The organism is Pseudomonas sp. CH61, assembly GCF_059429415.1.
The window spans coordinates 1788713-1803459 of the sequence record NZ_CM182098.1 but is presented as its reverse complement, the minus strand read 5'-3'; the positions used below and the strand labels follow the sequence as shown (position 1 = coordinate 1803459).

Sequence of the window (14747 nt, the reverse complement as noted above, 5' to 3'; positions counted from 1 at the left end):
ATTCAGCCCATGTGCGGAAGACTCTCGCAGTACCGTGGCATTCACGACTTCGTCGCGGTGCTGAGCATTCCCGACGCGTTGATCAATCACGTCGGCGACGCACCGCTTGATCGCTATAACGCGGCGCCGACCACCGCGCTGGCCGTCCTGCATCAGCAAGGGCAACACCTGCATGCCGACACTCTGCGCTGGGGCTGGCGCCCGCATTGGGCCAAGGATCGCCCGCCACCGATCAATGCCCGGGTCGAGAAAGTCGCCCATGGCCCGTTCTTCCGGGCGATCTGGCGCCATCGTTTGATTGTGCCCGTGGACAACTGGTTTGAATGGGTCGATAGCGCAGACAAGACACGACAACCATGGCTGATCCGTCGCGCGGATCACGAAGCGGTTTTCTGCGCAGCCATCGGGCAATTTCCGACAGCCGAAACGCCAGCTCGGGATGACGACGGTTTCGTGATCATCACCGCCGATGCTATTGGCGGCATGCTCGATATCCATGATCGCCGACCCGTCGTGTTCCGCGCGGACTTGGTGCATGAATGGCTAGATCCTGCGACACCGGTTGAGCGCGCCGAGCAAATGCTGCTATTTGAAGGTGAAAGCAGCGAAGTGTTCGATTGGTACAAAGTCGGCAAAGCTGTCGGTAACGTGCGCAATCAGGGGGCCAGTTTGATTATTGAGCAGACTTAAACAATTGCCGACTTCACGCGTTTATCAACTGTAGGCGCTGCCGAAGGCTGCGATCTTTTGACACTTGCTTTCTCAGAATCAAAAGATCGCAGCCTTCGGCAGCTCTTACAGGTGACGCGTGATCGTTACAACAACTGTTTCATCTTTGAGACGCTGCAAATAAAACACACGTTCGAATGAACTAACCGCCTGTCTGACATTTCAACCGTCATACATACATTTATATGCACTACGGCTAGCATGCGCGCCGCATTTCCATTTGGTATACCAGTTGACCAAAGAGTCAACAAACCAGGAACCCCCTAACGTCTACAAGCCTTGCAGAGAAATAAGTTGCGCGACGATTTTGCAATCAAACAGGTCAGCGGCCTGGAGTGTATTTATCTGTCGATGACAGAACGCTTTGAACTCGACTGTTTTATCGGCCACTACATCAAGACCCGAAACCTGCGTTCCGTACCTGATATCGAACGCATCCTGCGCACCACCCTCGAAGGGTATCCTGGCCACGCGCCGGTGATGGTCAACGAGCTGAATGCGTGGATTGATCGAACCTTGGGATATCGGGCCACACACCCCGATTTCACGCAGTTGGACGATCTCTGAACCACAAAAAAGCCCTGCATTTGCGGGGCTTTTTCGTAGAAGTCACTCAAAACTTGCGGTCAGGATCGGAAAGCTCTCGGCCATCATCGTGCTTCCAGGTCTGCTCCTTGTGCTTCTCCCGCTCTATTTCTTCTTGCGTCGGTTCATCCGTGTCTTCGTCATCCGTCTCTGGATGCTTTTGCTCAGTCGCCATGTGCACCTCCCGTGATCAGTAACCTTTCATCCCTGAAGCGTAGAACAGACAACTTACAGCCACCAGCGCAGCAAAAAGAAGAACGCCATGCTCAACAACATGCTGAGCAAAGTACTGCGCGTGTAGATCACCAGTGCGATCGCCACCAGCGAACTAAGCAGATAAGGATTATCCCACTGCAGATTCAGCTGTTTGTCGGGCATGAAGACAATCGGCCCACAGATAGCGGTCAGCATCCCCGGTACCGCAAACCCGAGAAACTGCCGCGCATTGCTGCTCAAACGCACGGGCAAACGCGGCTCGAGAAACACGTAGCGATTGAGAAACACCAACAGCCCCATGCCAAAAATCACCGCCCAAACCATCATGTGCGCTCCCGATAAAGCTTGTTGCAGATAAACCCAGCGGTCATTCCAGCCAGTCCGGACAACACCAGGGCCGAGCCCCATTGCCAGTAACTGAACAGCACCGAACAAAACAGCGACACCGCCACACACACCAGCGTCGGCACGTTCCGCACCACTGGCGTGATCAACGCGATAAACGTGGCGGCAATCGAGAAGTCCAGCCCCAGGTGCTCAAGCCCCGGAATGCTGCTGCCGAGGACAATGCCGGCCAGGGTGAACAGGTTCCATGCGATGTAGAACGTCAGGCCGACGCCCAGCGCATACCAGCGATTGAATTGTTGACGATCATGTTGACTGGTCAGTGCAAACAACTCATCGGTGAGCAAAAAACCCAGACCTATGCGCCAGCGCCCCGGCAGCGGTGAAATGACCGAACGCATGCTCATGCCATACAGCAAGTGCTGCGACGTCAGCAGCAGCGTGGTCAGCAGAATCGAGAAAATCCCCGCACCTCCCTTGAGCATGCCGATCGCCACCAATTGCGCCGCCCCGGCAAACACAATGCTCGACAAGCCCTGCCCTTGCAGCGGCGTGAGGTTGGCTTCGATCGCCATGGAGCCGGCCAACAGCCCCCACGGCGCGGTGGCCAGAGACAACGGCATGATCGCCGCAGCGCCGCGAAGGAACGCACTGCGCGGCATAAGAGAATCAGACATAAACGTTCTTCAACCACGAAAACGGTCGAAGACTGTGCCAGCCATTTCGCCTTTTTGGCTTGAACAATCTTGCGCACTTGTGGGAAATCGGCCGGATGCGCGCGCAATTCGCTGATTTTCGCACTGACCTTTGCCCCCCTGACCGGCGTAACATAGCGCCATTCACAATTGCGTCAGGGAGACGACATGCTGTACCGAATCGCAGCCGACGGGCTGGTGCTGTTCCATTTGTGCTTCATTTTGTTCGTGCTGTTTGGCGGGCTGCTGGTCCTCAAATGGCCACGTTTGATGTGGCTGCATTTGCCCGCTGCCGCCTGGGGTGTGGCGGTTGAGGTGCTGCATCTGACCTGTCCGCTGACGTACTGGGAAAACCTTATGCGTCACGCGGCCGGGCAGACCGAATACGCCGGCGGCTTCATCGAGCATTACATCTGGCCGATCATCTATCCGGCCGGGCTCACCCCGCAGATTCAACTGGCGCTCGGCAGCGTGGTGCTGGCGGTCAACCTGCTGGTTTACGGCCGTTTAATCCGTTTGTGGAAACTGCGCCGCGCACTGTAATCAGCGCGCCGTTTGCTTCAACGCCTCCAGCCAGGCCGGATCCAGGCGCGTCTGCTCGGTATCGAGCCCCAGCGCCTGCATCCGCTCCTTGTGTGCTTCAGCTTCCCGCCACAATTGCCCATGATCACTGGAGTTGCCGTCCAGTTCGTGCATTTGCGTCAATCCCAGATGGTAGAAGCGCAGAACCTTCATCGCCGCCGGATCATTCTGGTCCACCGCCGCCGTCACCTGATGCATCACATTGGTGATGCTCATCAGGTTGCGCTTGAGTCGCCAGCTATACACCGCTGGCGCCATCCAACTCTGATTCCAGAAGCGCCCGCGCAACAGCGCAGCCGTCAGCAGAAACGCCACAAACACCCCGCCGACATTGAAGCGCAGGTTATCGCCGCCAGGCTCGCCGAACAGCGCCACCGCGACGCTGGAAAACAACATCGCCAGCACCAGGAACAGCACGGCGATGATGATCGTGCTGCGTCGGGTCTGCTGGCGAAAGGTAGCGGCGTCCATCGGCTGAATCTCGAACATCACAAATGACTTCCTTGAGCGACAAAAGGGCTAACAGAAAAAACCGGCCGGCGCATTATCGCCTCTAGCGCGGATTTAGCTATGCTGGGGCTCCTTTTCATCTTTTCAGCGTCCAACGGGGACATGGCGGTATAGCGCAGATCGTGCCATCTTCATTCATGGATACACACTATTCGGATGCCATCGCCTAGTCTTGAGATGACATCGTTTTAAGGATCATTGCATGACCCAACGACACGTAATCAATGCCTCGGTCAGCCCGAAAGGCAGCCTGGAAACCCTTTCTCAACGTGAAGTTCAGCAACTGAGCGAAGCCGGATCCGGCAGCACCTACACCCTCTTCCGCCAGTGCGCCCTGGCCATCCTCAATACCGGCGCCCATGTTGATAACGCCAAGACCATTCTCGAAGCCTACAAGGACTTCGAAATCCGCATTCACCAACAGGATCGCGGCGTACGCCTGGAGCTGCTGAACGCTCCGGCCGATGCCTTCGTCGACGGCGAAATGATCGCCAGCACCCGCGAAATGCTCTTCAGCGCCCTGCGCGACATCGTCTACACCGAAAACGAACTCGACAGCCAACGCATCGACCTGACCACCTCGCAAGGCATCAGCGACTACGTTTTCCACCTGCTGCGCAACGCGCGCACACTGCGCCCGGGCGTCGAGCCGAAGATCGTCGTGTGCTGGGGCGGTCACTCGATCAACACCGAAGAATACAAATACACCAAGAAAGTCGGCCACGAACTGGGCCTGCGCAGCCTCGACATCTGCACCGGTTGCGGCCCGGGTGTGATGAAAGGCCCGATGAAAGGCGCGACCATCGCCCACGCCAAACAGCGTATTCACGGCGGGCGTTATCTGGGTCTGACCGAACCGGGCATCATCGCCGCCGAAGCGCCAAACCCGATCGTCAATGAGCTGGTGATTCTGCCGGACATCGAAAAACGTCTGGAAGCGTTCGTCCGTGTTGGCCATGGCATCATCATCTTCCCAGGCGGTGCCGGTACCGCTGAAGAGTTCCTTTATCTGCTCGGCATCCTGATGCACCCGGACAATAAAGGACTGCCGTTCCCGGTCATCCTCACCGGGCCGAAACACGCCGCGCCGTATCTGGAACAACTCGACGCCTTCGTCACCGCGACCCTCGGCGAAGCGGCCAAGCAGCACTACGAAATCATCATTGACGACCCGGCCGAAGTGGCGCGGCAGATGACCCAAGGCCTGAAAGCGGTGAAGCAGTTCCGCCGCGAACGCAACGATGCGTTCCACTTCAACTGGCTGCTGAAAATCGACGAAGGCTTCCAGCGTCCGTTCGATCCGACCCACGAGAACATGGCCAACCTGAAACTGCACCGCGACCAGCCACCGCACGAACTAGCGGCCAATCTGCGCCGGGCGTTTTCTGGCATCGTCGCTGGCAACGTCAAGGACAAGGGCATTCGCCTGATCGAAGAACACGGGCCGTACCAGATCCGTGGTGACGCGGCGATCATGCAACCGCTCGATGCCCTGCTCAAAGCCTTCGTCGCCCAGCACCGGATGAAACTGCCGGGCGGCGCGGCGTATGTGCCGTGCTATCGAGTGGTGGCGTAACTCTTTCGGTTTCCACGCAACACGTGTAGGAGCGAGCCTGCTCGCGATAGCGGTATATCAGTCACCTTTTATATTGACTGAACCACCGCTTTCGCGAGCAGGCTCGCTCCCACAGGGTCTGTGGTGTGGCGCAAATGGTATTTGCAACCTGAATCCCCCTGTGGGAGCGAGCCTGCTCGCGAAGAGGCCTGAAAGAACACCATCAACCTCATCCCACCAACCGCGCCGCCAACGCCTTGGCCTGCAACGCCACATCCGTCACCGCCGTACTCTCCCACCACATCCCGCGCAACGGTGGCCCCATGGCAAACAACCGGCTAGCCGCTCGCCCCTCGACATCCAGCACCGCGCCATCCCCGGCCGCCGCAATCCCCAACGCCAACGGTCCCGGCTGCACCAGACCGCGCGCCAGCACCTGCTGCGGCAACGGTCGCGCCACCCGACGCCAGTCGTACTCGATGCCACTGGAGTTGATCAACGCGGCGCCCTGCACCACGCAGGTTTGCGACTCACCGCGACGTCGAATACGAATGCTGACGCCATCTTCAGGGCTCGGCTCAAGCCCTTTGAACGAAGCTGCCTGAATACGCAATCGCCCTTCTTTATAAAGACGCTCAACCAGCGCCGCACTCAGCGGCGGCGAACGGTGATGATGACTTTCCCACCACGGCCGCACATGCCGTACGAATTGTCGACGCTGCACGTCAGTCGCCTGACTCCACAACCGGGCGATGTGCACGCGGACTGTGTCCAGCGGCGCCTGCCAATCGATGCCTTGGGCCATGGCGTCGCGACACTGCCGACGCAATTCACGCAACAGCTGTCGTGGCGTGCGCAGGTTGTGATCGACGCCAAGAAAATCAACCCAAACCGGTGGCTGTCTGCGCACATGGGGCAACAAACCATGCCGCGAAAACACTTCGATCGGCCCGCGATGCCCGGCCTGCTCCAGCGACACCACGGCATCGACCATGGTCAGGCCGGAGCCAATGATCATCACGGTGGATTGCGGATCGAGCTGGCGCATGGCCGCGACATCCCAAGGATCGAGGGCGGCGGCGTTGAGGCCACTGGAGACTTTCTGCGGAGTTCGTGCGGCAGGGAACATTCCAGTCGCCAAGACCGCGGAGCCACCGCGCAGTGCCTGGCCATTGCTCAGTGTGAGCTGCACTGAATCGGCATCGACCTGCAGATCGACGACTTCCGCTCGAATGTGTTCAACGCTCGAACCATAACGCGCCCCGACAGTGCGCGCTTCAGCCAGACGCTGCTGCACATAGACCCCGAACAATCCACGCGGCGGAAACAATTCGCTGACCGGCACATTCTGCTCTGCAGACTCCGGCCAGCCTCCGCCGGCAATGTGCTCAGTCAGCCATCGCGTCAGATCATCAGGAATATCCGGATCGACGCTCATGCGCGCCGCATTGCCATTGAGTGTGTGACCCAACTCGACCGCGCTGTACGCCTCGCCCCTTCCCAGTTCCGCACGCGGTTCAACGATCAGGACCTTGCGCCGGCCAGGCAGACGCAATAATTGGACCGCCAGCATCGTGCCACTGAGGCCACCACCGATAATCAGGATGTCTGCGCTCTGACTCATTCAAATCACCACATTGCGCACAAACCGCGCCGCGACATCGCCATCGTTGCGATAGGAATGCGGCTGATTGCTGGCAAACATGAAAAACTCACCCGTGCCGATGTGCTGCGGCTGATCGCCGAGCATTAGCGTCAGGCAACCCTCGAAGACGAAAATCTGCTCGCTCCAGCCCTCGGCATCCGCTTGCGACGGATAGACCTCGCCGGGTTGCAGACACCATTCCCATTGCTCGACTTCGCGAGTCGCCGTGGCTTTGGAGAGCAACACCGCTTTGCTGCCCGGGTGGGTGCCTGCCCAGGCCACCTCGTTGATGCGGCTTGGATCGCGGGCATCCGGCGCCTGGATCAGATCGCTGAACGCCACATCGAGCGCTTCGGCGACGCGATCAAGCGTAGTCAGACTGACGTTCTTTTCACCCGCCTCGATCGCCACCAGCATGCGCCGGCTGACCCCGGATTTTTCCGCCAGCGCGGTCTGGCTCATGTCGGCGGCATGACGCAGCCGCCGGACATTCAGGCTGACGTGTTGCAGGACGGACGCCCGTTGCGTTGAATCTTTGTGCACTATATTGCTCACTCGGTGAGGTTGGGCAGTATACTGCGCAACGTTGGGCGCATTGTGCGGCCTCCTTTTTAAAGTGCGCAAGGTCATGACGTCGCAGAACAGTTCCCCCACTCCCCTTCGTTTCTCCCGTTTCAGCAAAGCCGAGTGCGTGCTGGTGCTGATCACCATGATCTGGGGCGGCACCTTTCTGCTGGTTCAGCATGCGATGACCGTCAGCGGCCCGATGTTCTTTGTCGGCCTGCGCTTCGCCGCTGCGGCGGCTATCGTCGCGTTGTTCTCATGGCGTCATCTGCGCGCACTGACCTTGTTCGAACTCAAGGCGGGCGCCTTTATTGGCGTGGCGATCATGCTCGGTTACGGCTTGCAGACGGTGGGACTGCAAACGATCCCGAGCAGTCAGTCGGCGTTCATTACCGCCTTATATGTGCCCTTCGTGCCGTTGCTGCAATGGCTGGTGTTGGGGCGGCGGCCGGGGTTGATGCCGAGCATTGGCATCATGCTGGCGTTCACCGGGCTGATGTTGTTGTCGGGGCCGTCCGGCGCGGCGCTGAATTTCAGTCCGGGTGAAATTGCCACATTGATCAGCGCGATCGCCATCGCGGCCGAGATCATTCTGATCAGCACCTATGCCGGTCAGGTGGATGTGCGCCGAGTGACCGTTGTGCAACTGGCAACCACTTCCGTACTGTCGTTCCTGTTGGTGGTGCCGACCGGTGAAGCGCTTCCGGATTTCTCCTGGACCCTGCTGGTGACCGCGCTGGGGTTGGGCGCGGCGAGTGCGGCAATTCAGGTGGCGATGAACTGGGCGCAGAAGAGTGTTTCGCCAACCCGGGCGACGTTGATCTATGCGGGCGAGCCGGTATGGGCCGGGATTGTCGGGCGGATTGCCGGGGAACGGTTGCCGGCGATCGCGCTGGTGGGCGCCGGGTTGATTGTCGCGGCGGTGATTGTCAGTGAGTTGAAGACCAAGGGTAAGGTCGCGGAAGCCGAAGCGGAGCTGGAGCGGGAAGCACAGGGATAAAGCTCCAAAATCTTCACAGTCTGAATTATTGCTATCGCGAGCAGGCTCACTCCTACAGGTGAACGCATTCCAAATGTAGGAGTGAGCCTGCTCGCGATGAGGCCATTCCAAGCAACATCGACCTTCCTGAAACAATGCCAAACAGAAAATTCCAGACTACTTTGTAGGATTCTGAGACATCCTCGCGTTTGGTGATCGGGGAGCTGGCACGTATGATGCTTCACAAACTTCCGCAGATTAGAAGCCTATGTCCCTGATAGTTCTACTGCTTCTGCCATTCATTGGCAGCTGTCTGGCAGCGGTGCTGCCACACAATGCGCGCAATACCGAATCCCTGTTGGCAGGTCTGGTCGCTCTGATCGGCACCGTCCAGGTCGCGATGCTGTACCCGCAAATTGCCCACGGCGGCGTGATCCGCGAAGAATTCATGTGGCTGCCCAGCCTCGGCCTGAACTTCGTTCTGCGCATGGACGGCTTCGCCTGGCTGTTCTCGATGCTGGTGCTCGGCATCGGCACGCTCGTTTCTCTCTATGCGCGTTATTACATGTCGCCGGACGATCCGGTGCCGCGTTTCTTCGCGTTTTTCCTGGCGTTCATGGGCGCCATGCTCGGTCTGGTGATCTCCGGCAACCTGATCCAGATCGTGTTTTTCTGGGAGCTGACCAGCCTCTTCTCGTTCCTGCTGATCGGCTACTGGCACCACCGCGCCGACGCCCGTCGCGGCGCGTACATGGCGCTGATGGTCACCGGTGCCGGCGGATTATGCCTGCTGGCGGGGGTCATGATTCTCGGCCATGTCGTCGGCAGCTATGACCTCGACAAGGTCCTGGCCGCCGGCGACATGATTCGTGCACACGCCCTCTACCCTATTCTTTTACCCCTGATTCTTATCGGCGCACTCAGCAAAAGCGCACAGTTCCCTTTCCACTTCTGGCTGCCCCATGCCATGGCGGCGCCGACACCCGTCTCCGCCTATCTGCACTCGGCCACCATGGTCAAGGCCGGGGTTTTCCTGCTCGCGCGCCTGTGGCCATCGCTGTCTGGCAGTGAAGAATGGTTCTACATCGTCAGCGGCGCCGGCGCGTGTACGCTGTTGCTCGGCGCCTATTGCGCGATGTTCCAGAACGATCTCAAAGGTCTGCTGGCCTACTCGACCATCAGCCACCTCGGCCTGATCACTTTGCTGCTGGGCCTGAACAGCCCGCTGGCGGCTGTGGCGGCGGTGTTCCACATCCTCAACCACGCGACGTTCAAGGCTTCGCTGTTCATGGCCGCTGGCATCATCGACCACGAAAGCGGCACCCGCGATATCCGCAAGCTCAGCGGCCTGATCAAACTGATTCCCTTCACCGCGACGCTGGCCATGGTTGCCAGCGCCTCGATGGCAGGTGTGCCGCTGCTTAACGGTTTCCTGTCGAAAGAGATGTTCTTCGCCGAGACCGTGTTCATCAATGCCACGGCCTGGGTCGAAGCGGCGCTGCCGATTGTCGCGACGATTGCCGGCACATTTAGCGTTGCCTACTCGCTGCGTTTCACCGTCGATGTGTTCTTCGGTCCGCCGGCCACCGACCTGCCGCACACCCCGCACGAACCGCCACGCTGGATGCGTGCGCCGGTAGAGCTGTTGGTATTCACCTGCTTGCTGGTGGGGATTTTCCCGGCGCAGATCGTCGGTCCATTGCTCGCGGCAGCGGCATTGCCCGTCGTCGGCGGCGAACTGCCGGAATACAGCCTGGCAATCTGGCACGGCCTGAACGCGCCGATGATCATGAGCCTGATCGCCATGTCCGGCGGCATCATCGTCTATCTGTTGCTGCGCAATCAGCTCAAGCGCGGGCGCTTCAAATACCCGCCACTGGTGGGGCGCTTCAACGGCAAGCGCCTGTTCGAGCGCAGTCTGGTCGTTATGATGCGCCTGGCCCGACGTCTGGAACGGCGACTCGGCACCAAGCGTCTGCAGATGCAATTGTTCCTGATGGTGTTGGCGGCGGTACTCGCCGGTCTGATCCCGATGCTGCACAGCACGCTGAGCTGGGGCGACCGGCCGAAGATTCCCGGCTCGATCGTATTTGTGACCCTGTGGCTGCTGGCGATTGTCTGTGCTCTTGGCGCCGCATGGCAGGCCAAGTACCACCGTCTCGCCGCTCTGACCATGGTCAGCGTCTGCGGCTTGATGACCTGCGTGACCTTCGTCTGGTTCTCCGCGCCTGATCTGGCCCTGACGCAACTGGCGGTCGAAGTGGTCACCACCGTGCTGATCCTGCTCGGTCTGCGCTGGTTGCCACGCCGTATCGAAGAAGTCTCGCCACTGCCAAGCAGCCTGCGCAAAGCACGCATTCGTCGTCTGCGCGACTTGCTATTGTCGATTGCCGTCGGCGGTGGCATGGCGCTGCTGTCCTACGCGATGCTGACGCGGCAGACGCCGAACGACATCTCCTCGTTCTACCTCAGCCGCGCCATGCCCGAGGGCGGCGGCAGCAACGTAGTCAACGTAATGCTGGTGGATTTCCGTGGCTTCGACACCCTCGGTGAAATCACCGTGCTGGTCGCCGTCGCACTGACCGTATTCGCCCTGCTCCGCCGTTTCCGCCCGCCGAAAGAAAGCCTGCAACTGCCAGCCCAGCAACGCTTGCTGGCACCGGACGTGGTCACCGATCTGGTCAACCCGCGTTCGGCCAGCGACACCGCGCTCGGTTTCATGATGGTGCCGGCAGTGCTGGTGCGTCTGTTGCTGCCAATTGCGCTGGTGGTGTCGTTCTACCTGTTCATGCGTGGGCACAACCAGCCGGGCGGCGGTTTCGTTGCCGGTCTGGTGATGTCGGTGGCGTTCATCCTGCAATACATGGTCGCCGGTACGCAGTGGGTCGAAGCACAAATGAGCCTGCGACCATTGCGCTGGATGGGCACCGGACTGCTGTTCGCCACCGCTACCGGCCTCGGGGCGATGTTGGTCGGTTATCCGTTCTTGACCACGCACACCTGGCATTTCAGCTTGCCAGTGCTGGGTGACATCCATGTTGCCAGTGCACTGTTTTTCGACATTGGCGTATACGGCGTGGTGGTCGGCTCGACGCTGTTGATCCTCACTGCTCTCGCCCACCAATCGGTGCGGGGTCACAAGACCGCATCGCTGCCCAAGTCCGTCGCCACCAAGGGAGCCGTCTGATGGAAGAAGTCATCGCAATCGCCATCGGCGTGCTCGCCGCGTCCGGCGTCTGGCTGATCCTGCGGCCACGGACGTTCCAGGTGGTCATGGGCCTGTGCCTGCTGTCGTATGGCGTCAATCTGTTCATCTTCAGCATGGGCAGTCTGTTCATCGGCAAGGAGCCGGTGATCAAGGACGGCGTCACCCAGGATTTGCTGCACTACACCGATCCGCTGCCACAGGCACTGGTACTCACCGCGATCGTCATCAGCTTCGCCATGACCGCGCTGTTCCTCGTCGTTCTGCTCGCCTCGCGCGGCCTGACCGGCACCGACCACGTCGACGGCCGGGAGCCTAAAGAATGATGGCGATGACTCACCTGATCGCCGCACCGATTCTGCTGCCGCTGCTGACCGCCGCCATCATGCTGATGCTCGGCGAGCGGCACCGACCGCTAAAGGCGAAAATCAACCTGTTCTCCAGCCTCGTCGGCCTGTTCATTTCGGTGCTATTGCTGCAATGGACGCAAACCACCGGCGTACCCGGTTCCATCGGCGTGTACCTGCCGGGCAACTGGCAGGCGCCGTTCGGCATTGTGCTGGTGGTCGATCGCCTGTCGGCGCTGATGCTGGTGCTGACCGGGATCATCGGCGTTAGCGCCCTGCTGTTTGCCATGGCCCGTTGGGATGGCGCCGGTTCGAGTTTCCACGCGCTGTTCCAGATTCAGTTGATGGGTCTCTACGGCGCCTTCCTGACGGCGGATCTGTTCAACCTGTTCGTGTTCTTCGAAGTGCTGCTGGCGGCTTCTTATGGCTTGTTGTTGCATGGGTCGGGTCGGGCGCGGGTTTCGTCGGGGCTGCATTACATCTCGATCAACCTGCTCGCCTCCTCCCTGTTTCTGATCGGCGCGGCATTGATCTACGGCGTCACCGGCACGCTGAACATGGCCGATCTGGCGCTGAAGATTCCGCTGGTGCCGGAAGCCGACCGTGGCTTGCTGCATGCCGGCGCTGGGATTCTCGCCGTCGCGTTCCTGGCCAAGGCCGGCATGTGGCCGCTGAACTTCTGGCTGGTGCCAGCCTATTCCTCGGCCAGTGCGCCGGTGGCGGCGATGTTCGCGATCATGACCAAGGTTGGCGTGTACACCCTGCTGCGTCTGTGGACGCTGCTGTTCTCAGGGCAGGCCGGTGCGTCGGCATTCTTCGGTGGCGACTGGCTGATCTACGGCGGCATGGCGACCATGGCCTGCGCGGCGCTGGCGATTCTCGCCGCGCAACGCCTGGAGCGCATGGCCAGCCTGAGCATTCTGGTGTCGGCGGGGATTCTGCTGTCCGCCGTCGGTTTCGCCCAGCCGAACCTGATCGGCGCGGCGCTGTTCTATCTGGTCAGCTCGACGCTGGCGTTGAGTGCACTGTTCCTGCTGGCCGAGTTGATCGAGCGTTCGCGCTCGGCCAACGAGATCCCGCTGGAAGACGAAAGCGAACTGCTGCCGCGTCCGCAGGAGTCCCTGCAACCACCCAAAGGCATCAACCTCGATGACGAGCAGAAAGCCGTGGTCGGTCAGGTCATCCCGTGGACCATGGCGTTTCTCGGCCTGAGCTTCATTGCTTGCGCCCTACTGATCATTGGCATGCCGCCGCTGTCCGGCTTCATCGGCAAACTCAGCCTGATCGGTGCACTGCTCAATCCGCTGGGGCTGGGCACTGGCGCGCCGATTTCCAACGCGGCCTGGGCGTTGCTGGCGCTGCTGATCCTCACCGGACTCGCGTCGCTGATGGCGTTCTCACGCCTCGGTATCCAGCGTTTCTGGACGCCGGAGGAGCGCCCTTCGCCGCTGCTGCGCAAACTCGAATGTGCGCCGATCTTCCTGTTGCTGGGGCTGAGTATCGTCCTGACCTTTAAGGCTGAACCGCTGCTGCGCTACACCCAAGCTACCGCCGAGGCGCTGAACAACCCGCAGCAATACGTCATGGCGGTGCTCGGCACCCGTGCCGTACCGAGTCCGGAAGCCAAATCGGCGATGCTGGAGGTGCAGCCATGAAGCGCGTGTTTCCTGCACCGTTGTTGTCGTTGGCATTGTGCGTTCTGTGGCTGACCCTGAACCTGTCGATCAGCCCGGGCAATCTGCTGCTCGGCGCGATGCTGGGTTTTGCTGCACCGTTGATGATGCGCAAACTGCGTCCGAAACAGGTACGCATTCGCCGCCCCGGGACAATCCTGCGCCTGTTCTTCCTCGTGGGTCGCGACGTGGTGGTGTCCAACCTGATTGTCGCGTGGGGCGTGCTCAACGCCGGTCGTCGCCCGCTGCGCTCTGGCTTCGTCAAAGTCCCGCTGGACCTGCGCGATGCTCACGGTCTGGCGACACTGGCGATGATCTGCACGGTGGTGCCCGGCACGGTGTGGTCGGAGCTGGCGCTGGACCGCAGCATTCTGTTGCTGCACGTCTGGGATCTGGATGATGAAGCGCAATTCATCGAGCACTTCAAGACCACCTACGAGCGGCCGTTGATGGAGATTTTCGAATGAGCCCATTACTGTCGAACGCCATCCTGCTGACGCTGTTCCTGTTCTCGCTGGCCATGGTGCTGACGCTGGTGCGTTTGTTCAAAGGCCCGTCGGCACAGGATCGAGTCCTGGCGCTGGATTACCTGTACATCGTCGCGATGTTGATGATGCTGACCCTGGGTATTCGTTATTCCAGTGACACTTACTTCGAGGCGGCGCTGCTGATTGCGCTGTTCGGCTTCGTCGGCTCGTTTGCCCTGGCGAAATTCCTGCTGCGTGGCGAGGTGATCGAATGAATGCAGAATTGTCTCTGTGGGTCGAGATTCCGGTGGCGATCCTGCTGGTGCTCAGCGGTTTGTTTGCGTTGATCGGCGCGATCGGATTGTTGCGCATGAAGGATTACTTCCAGCGCATGCATCCGCCGGCACTGGCTTCGACACTGGGCGCGTGGTGTGTGGCACTGGCGTCGATCATCTGTTTTTCGGCGTTGAAGTCCGGGCCGGTCATACATGCCTGGCTGATTCCGATTTTGCTGGCGATCACTGTGCCGGTGACTACTTTGCTGCTGGCGCGGGCGGCGTTGTTCCGCAAGCGCATGGCTGGGGATGATGTGCCGGCCGAGGTCAGTAGCCGCCGTACCGAGAGTGGTAGCTGAAGATTTGTAGATGACG

17 protein-coding genes are annotated in these 14747 nt (G+C 60.1%); 11 read left to right on the top strand and 6 right to left on the bottom strand.

All coding sequences use genetic code 11. From position 1 onward, the window contains the following. Positions 1-9: 9 nt before the first annotated feature. The gene (locus AC5SEM_RS08105) at positions 10-690 is read left to right on the top strand and encodes an SOS response-associated peptidase (protein ID WP_495472598.1); all 681 of its coding nucleotides are present in this window, start codon (positions 10-12) and stop codon (positions 688-690) included. A 333-nt stretch (positions 691-1023) separates the two neighbouring features. After that, positions 1024-1296, top strand: coding sequence for a hypothetical protein (locus tag AC5SEM_RS08100; protein WP_077573339.1), 273 nt, complete (start codon positions 1024-1026; stop codon positions 1294-1296). Positions 1297-1342: 46 nt separating this feature from the next. Here AC5SEM_RS08100 and AC5SEM_RS08095 read toward each other — a convergent pair whose 3' ends face one another. From AC5SEM_RS08095 to AC5SEM_RS08085, 3 genes are read right to left on the bottom strand one after another with little or no spacing between them, the layout of a single operon-like run. Continuing rightward, positions 1343-1489 carry a hypothetical protein gene (locus AC5SEM_RS08095; protein WP_176470073.1) on the bottom strand — a complete coding sequence of 49 codons (147 nt, stop codon included), beginning with the start codon at positions 1487-1489 and terminating at the stop codon, positions 1343-1345. A 53-nt stretch (positions 1490-1542) separates the two neighbouring features. Beyond that, positions 1543-1854, bottom strand: a complete 312-nt coding sequence (locus tag AC5SEM_RS08090; protein ID WP_162835977.1) for an AzlD domain-containing protein — start codon at positions 1852-1854, stop codon at positions 1543-1545. Continuing rightward, complete coding sequence (locus AC5SEM_RS08085) at positions 1854-2552, bottom strand: AzlC family ABC transporter permease (protein WP_212622363.1); 699 nt, start codon at positions 2550-2552, stop codon at positions 1854-1856. The genes AC5SEM_RS08090 and AC5SEM_RS08085 overlap by 1 nt, the downstream gene beginning before the upstream one ends. 186 nt (positions 2553-2738) lie before the next feature. Between AC5SEM_RS08085 and AC5SEM_RS08080 the strand changes: the two genes are divergently transcribed. Continuing rightward, the gene (locus tag AC5SEM_RS08080; RefSeq protein ID WP_495472597.1) at positions 2739-3113 is read left to right on the top strand and encodes a DUF2784 domain-containing protein; all 375 of its coding nucleotides are present in this window, start codon (positions 2739-2741) and stop codon (positions 3111-3113) included. On the opposite strand, the gene AC5SEM_RS08075 is transcribed toward AC5SEM_RS08080, so the two are convergent. Further along, positions 3114-3641, bottom strand: a complete 528-nt coding sequence (locus tag AC5SEM_RS08075; protein ID WP_495472596.1) for a DUF3087 domain-containing protein — start codon at positions 3639-3641, stop codon at positions 3114-3116. It abuts the gene before it with no gap. A gap of 223 nt (positions 3642-3864) precedes the next feature. Here AC5SEM_RS08075 and ppnN point away from each other — a divergent pair, with 223 nt between their 5' ends. Further along, complete coding sequence (ppnN, locus tag AC5SEM_RS08070) at positions 3865-5238, top strand: nucleotide 5'-monophosphate nucleosidase PpnN (protein ID WP_008085844.1); 1374 nt, start codon at positions 3865-3867, stop codon at positions 5236-5238. Between the two features lie 208 nt (positions 5239-5446). Here the strand turns inward: ppnN and AC5SEM_RS08065 are convergent, their stop codons facing one another. Further along, positions 5447-6841: an FAD/NAD(P)-binding protein gene (locus AC5SEM_RS08065; RefSeq protein WP_495472595.1), complete on the bottom strand. Its 1395-nt coding sequence runs from the start codon at positions 6839-6841 to the stop codon at positions 5447-5449. Further along, the gene (locus AC5SEM_RS08060) at positions 6842-7405 is read right to left on the bottom strand and encodes a helix-turn-helix domain-containing protein (RefSeq protein ID WP_095120325.1); all 564 of its coding nucleotides are present in this window, start codon (positions 7403-7405) and stop codon (positions 6842-6844) included. An 85-nt stretch (positions 7406-7490) separates the two neighbouring features. Between AC5SEM_RS08060 and AC5SEM_RS08055 the strand changes: the two genes are divergently transcribed. From AC5SEM_RS08055 to AC5SEM_RS08025, 7 genes are all read left to right on the top strand, one after another. After that, positions 7491-8426, top strand: coding sequence for a DMT family transporter (locus tag AC5SEM_RS08055; protein ID WP_495472594.1), 936 nt, complete (start codon positions 7491-7493; stop codon positions 8424-8426). A gap of 247 nt (positions 8427-8673) precedes the next feature. Beyond that, positions 8674-11592 (top strand): monovalent cation/H+ antiporter subunit A, encoded by a 2919-nt coding sequence (locus tag AC5SEM_RS08050; RefSeq protein ID WP_495472593.1) that lies wholly within the window; start codon positions 8674-8676, stop codon positions 11590-11592. Further along, positions 11592-11936: a Na+/H+ antiporter subunit C gene (locus AC5SEM_RS08045; protein WP_007910763.1), complete on the top strand. Its 345-nt coding sequence runs from the start codon at positions 11592-11594 to the stop codon at positions 11934-11936. The genes AC5SEM_RS08050 and AC5SEM_RS08045 overlap by 1 nt, the downstream gene beginning before the upstream one ends. Then, positions 11933-13612, top strand: coding sequence for a monovalent cation/H+ antiporter subunit D (locus tag AC5SEM_RS08040; protein WP_116029183.1), 1680 nt, complete (start codon positions 11933-11935; stop codon positions 13610-13612). Before AC5SEM_RS08045 ends, AC5SEM_RS08040 begins: the two co-directional genes overlap by 4 nt. Then, positions 13609-14097 carry a Na+/H+ antiporter subunit E gene (locus AC5SEM_RS08035; RefSeq protein WP_007910759.1) on the top strand — a complete coding sequence of 163 codons (489 nt, stop codon included), beginning with the start codon at positions 13609-13611 and terminating at the stop codon, positions 14095-14097. Before AC5SEM_RS08040 ends, AC5SEM_RS08035 begins: the two co-directional genes overlap by 4 nt. After that, positions 14094-14372 carry a K+/H+ antiporter subunit F gene (locus AC5SEM_RS08030; protein WP_007910754.1) on the top strand — a complete coding sequence of 93 codons (279 nt, stop codon included), beginning with the start codon at positions 14094-14096 and terminating at the stop codon, positions 14370-14372. The genes AC5SEM_RS08035 and AC5SEM_RS08030 overlap by 4 nt, the downstream gene beginning before the upstream one ends. Beyond that, on the top strand, positions 14369-14731 hold the full coding sequence (locus AC5SEM_RS08025) for a Na+/H+ antiporter subunit G (protein ID WP_016982998.1): 363 nt from the start codon (positions 14369-14371) through the stop codon (positions 14729-14731). The genes AC5SEM_RS08030 and AC5SEM_RS08025 overlap by 4 nt, the downstream gene beginning before the upstream one ends. Positions 14732-14747 lie beyond the last annotated feature (16 nt).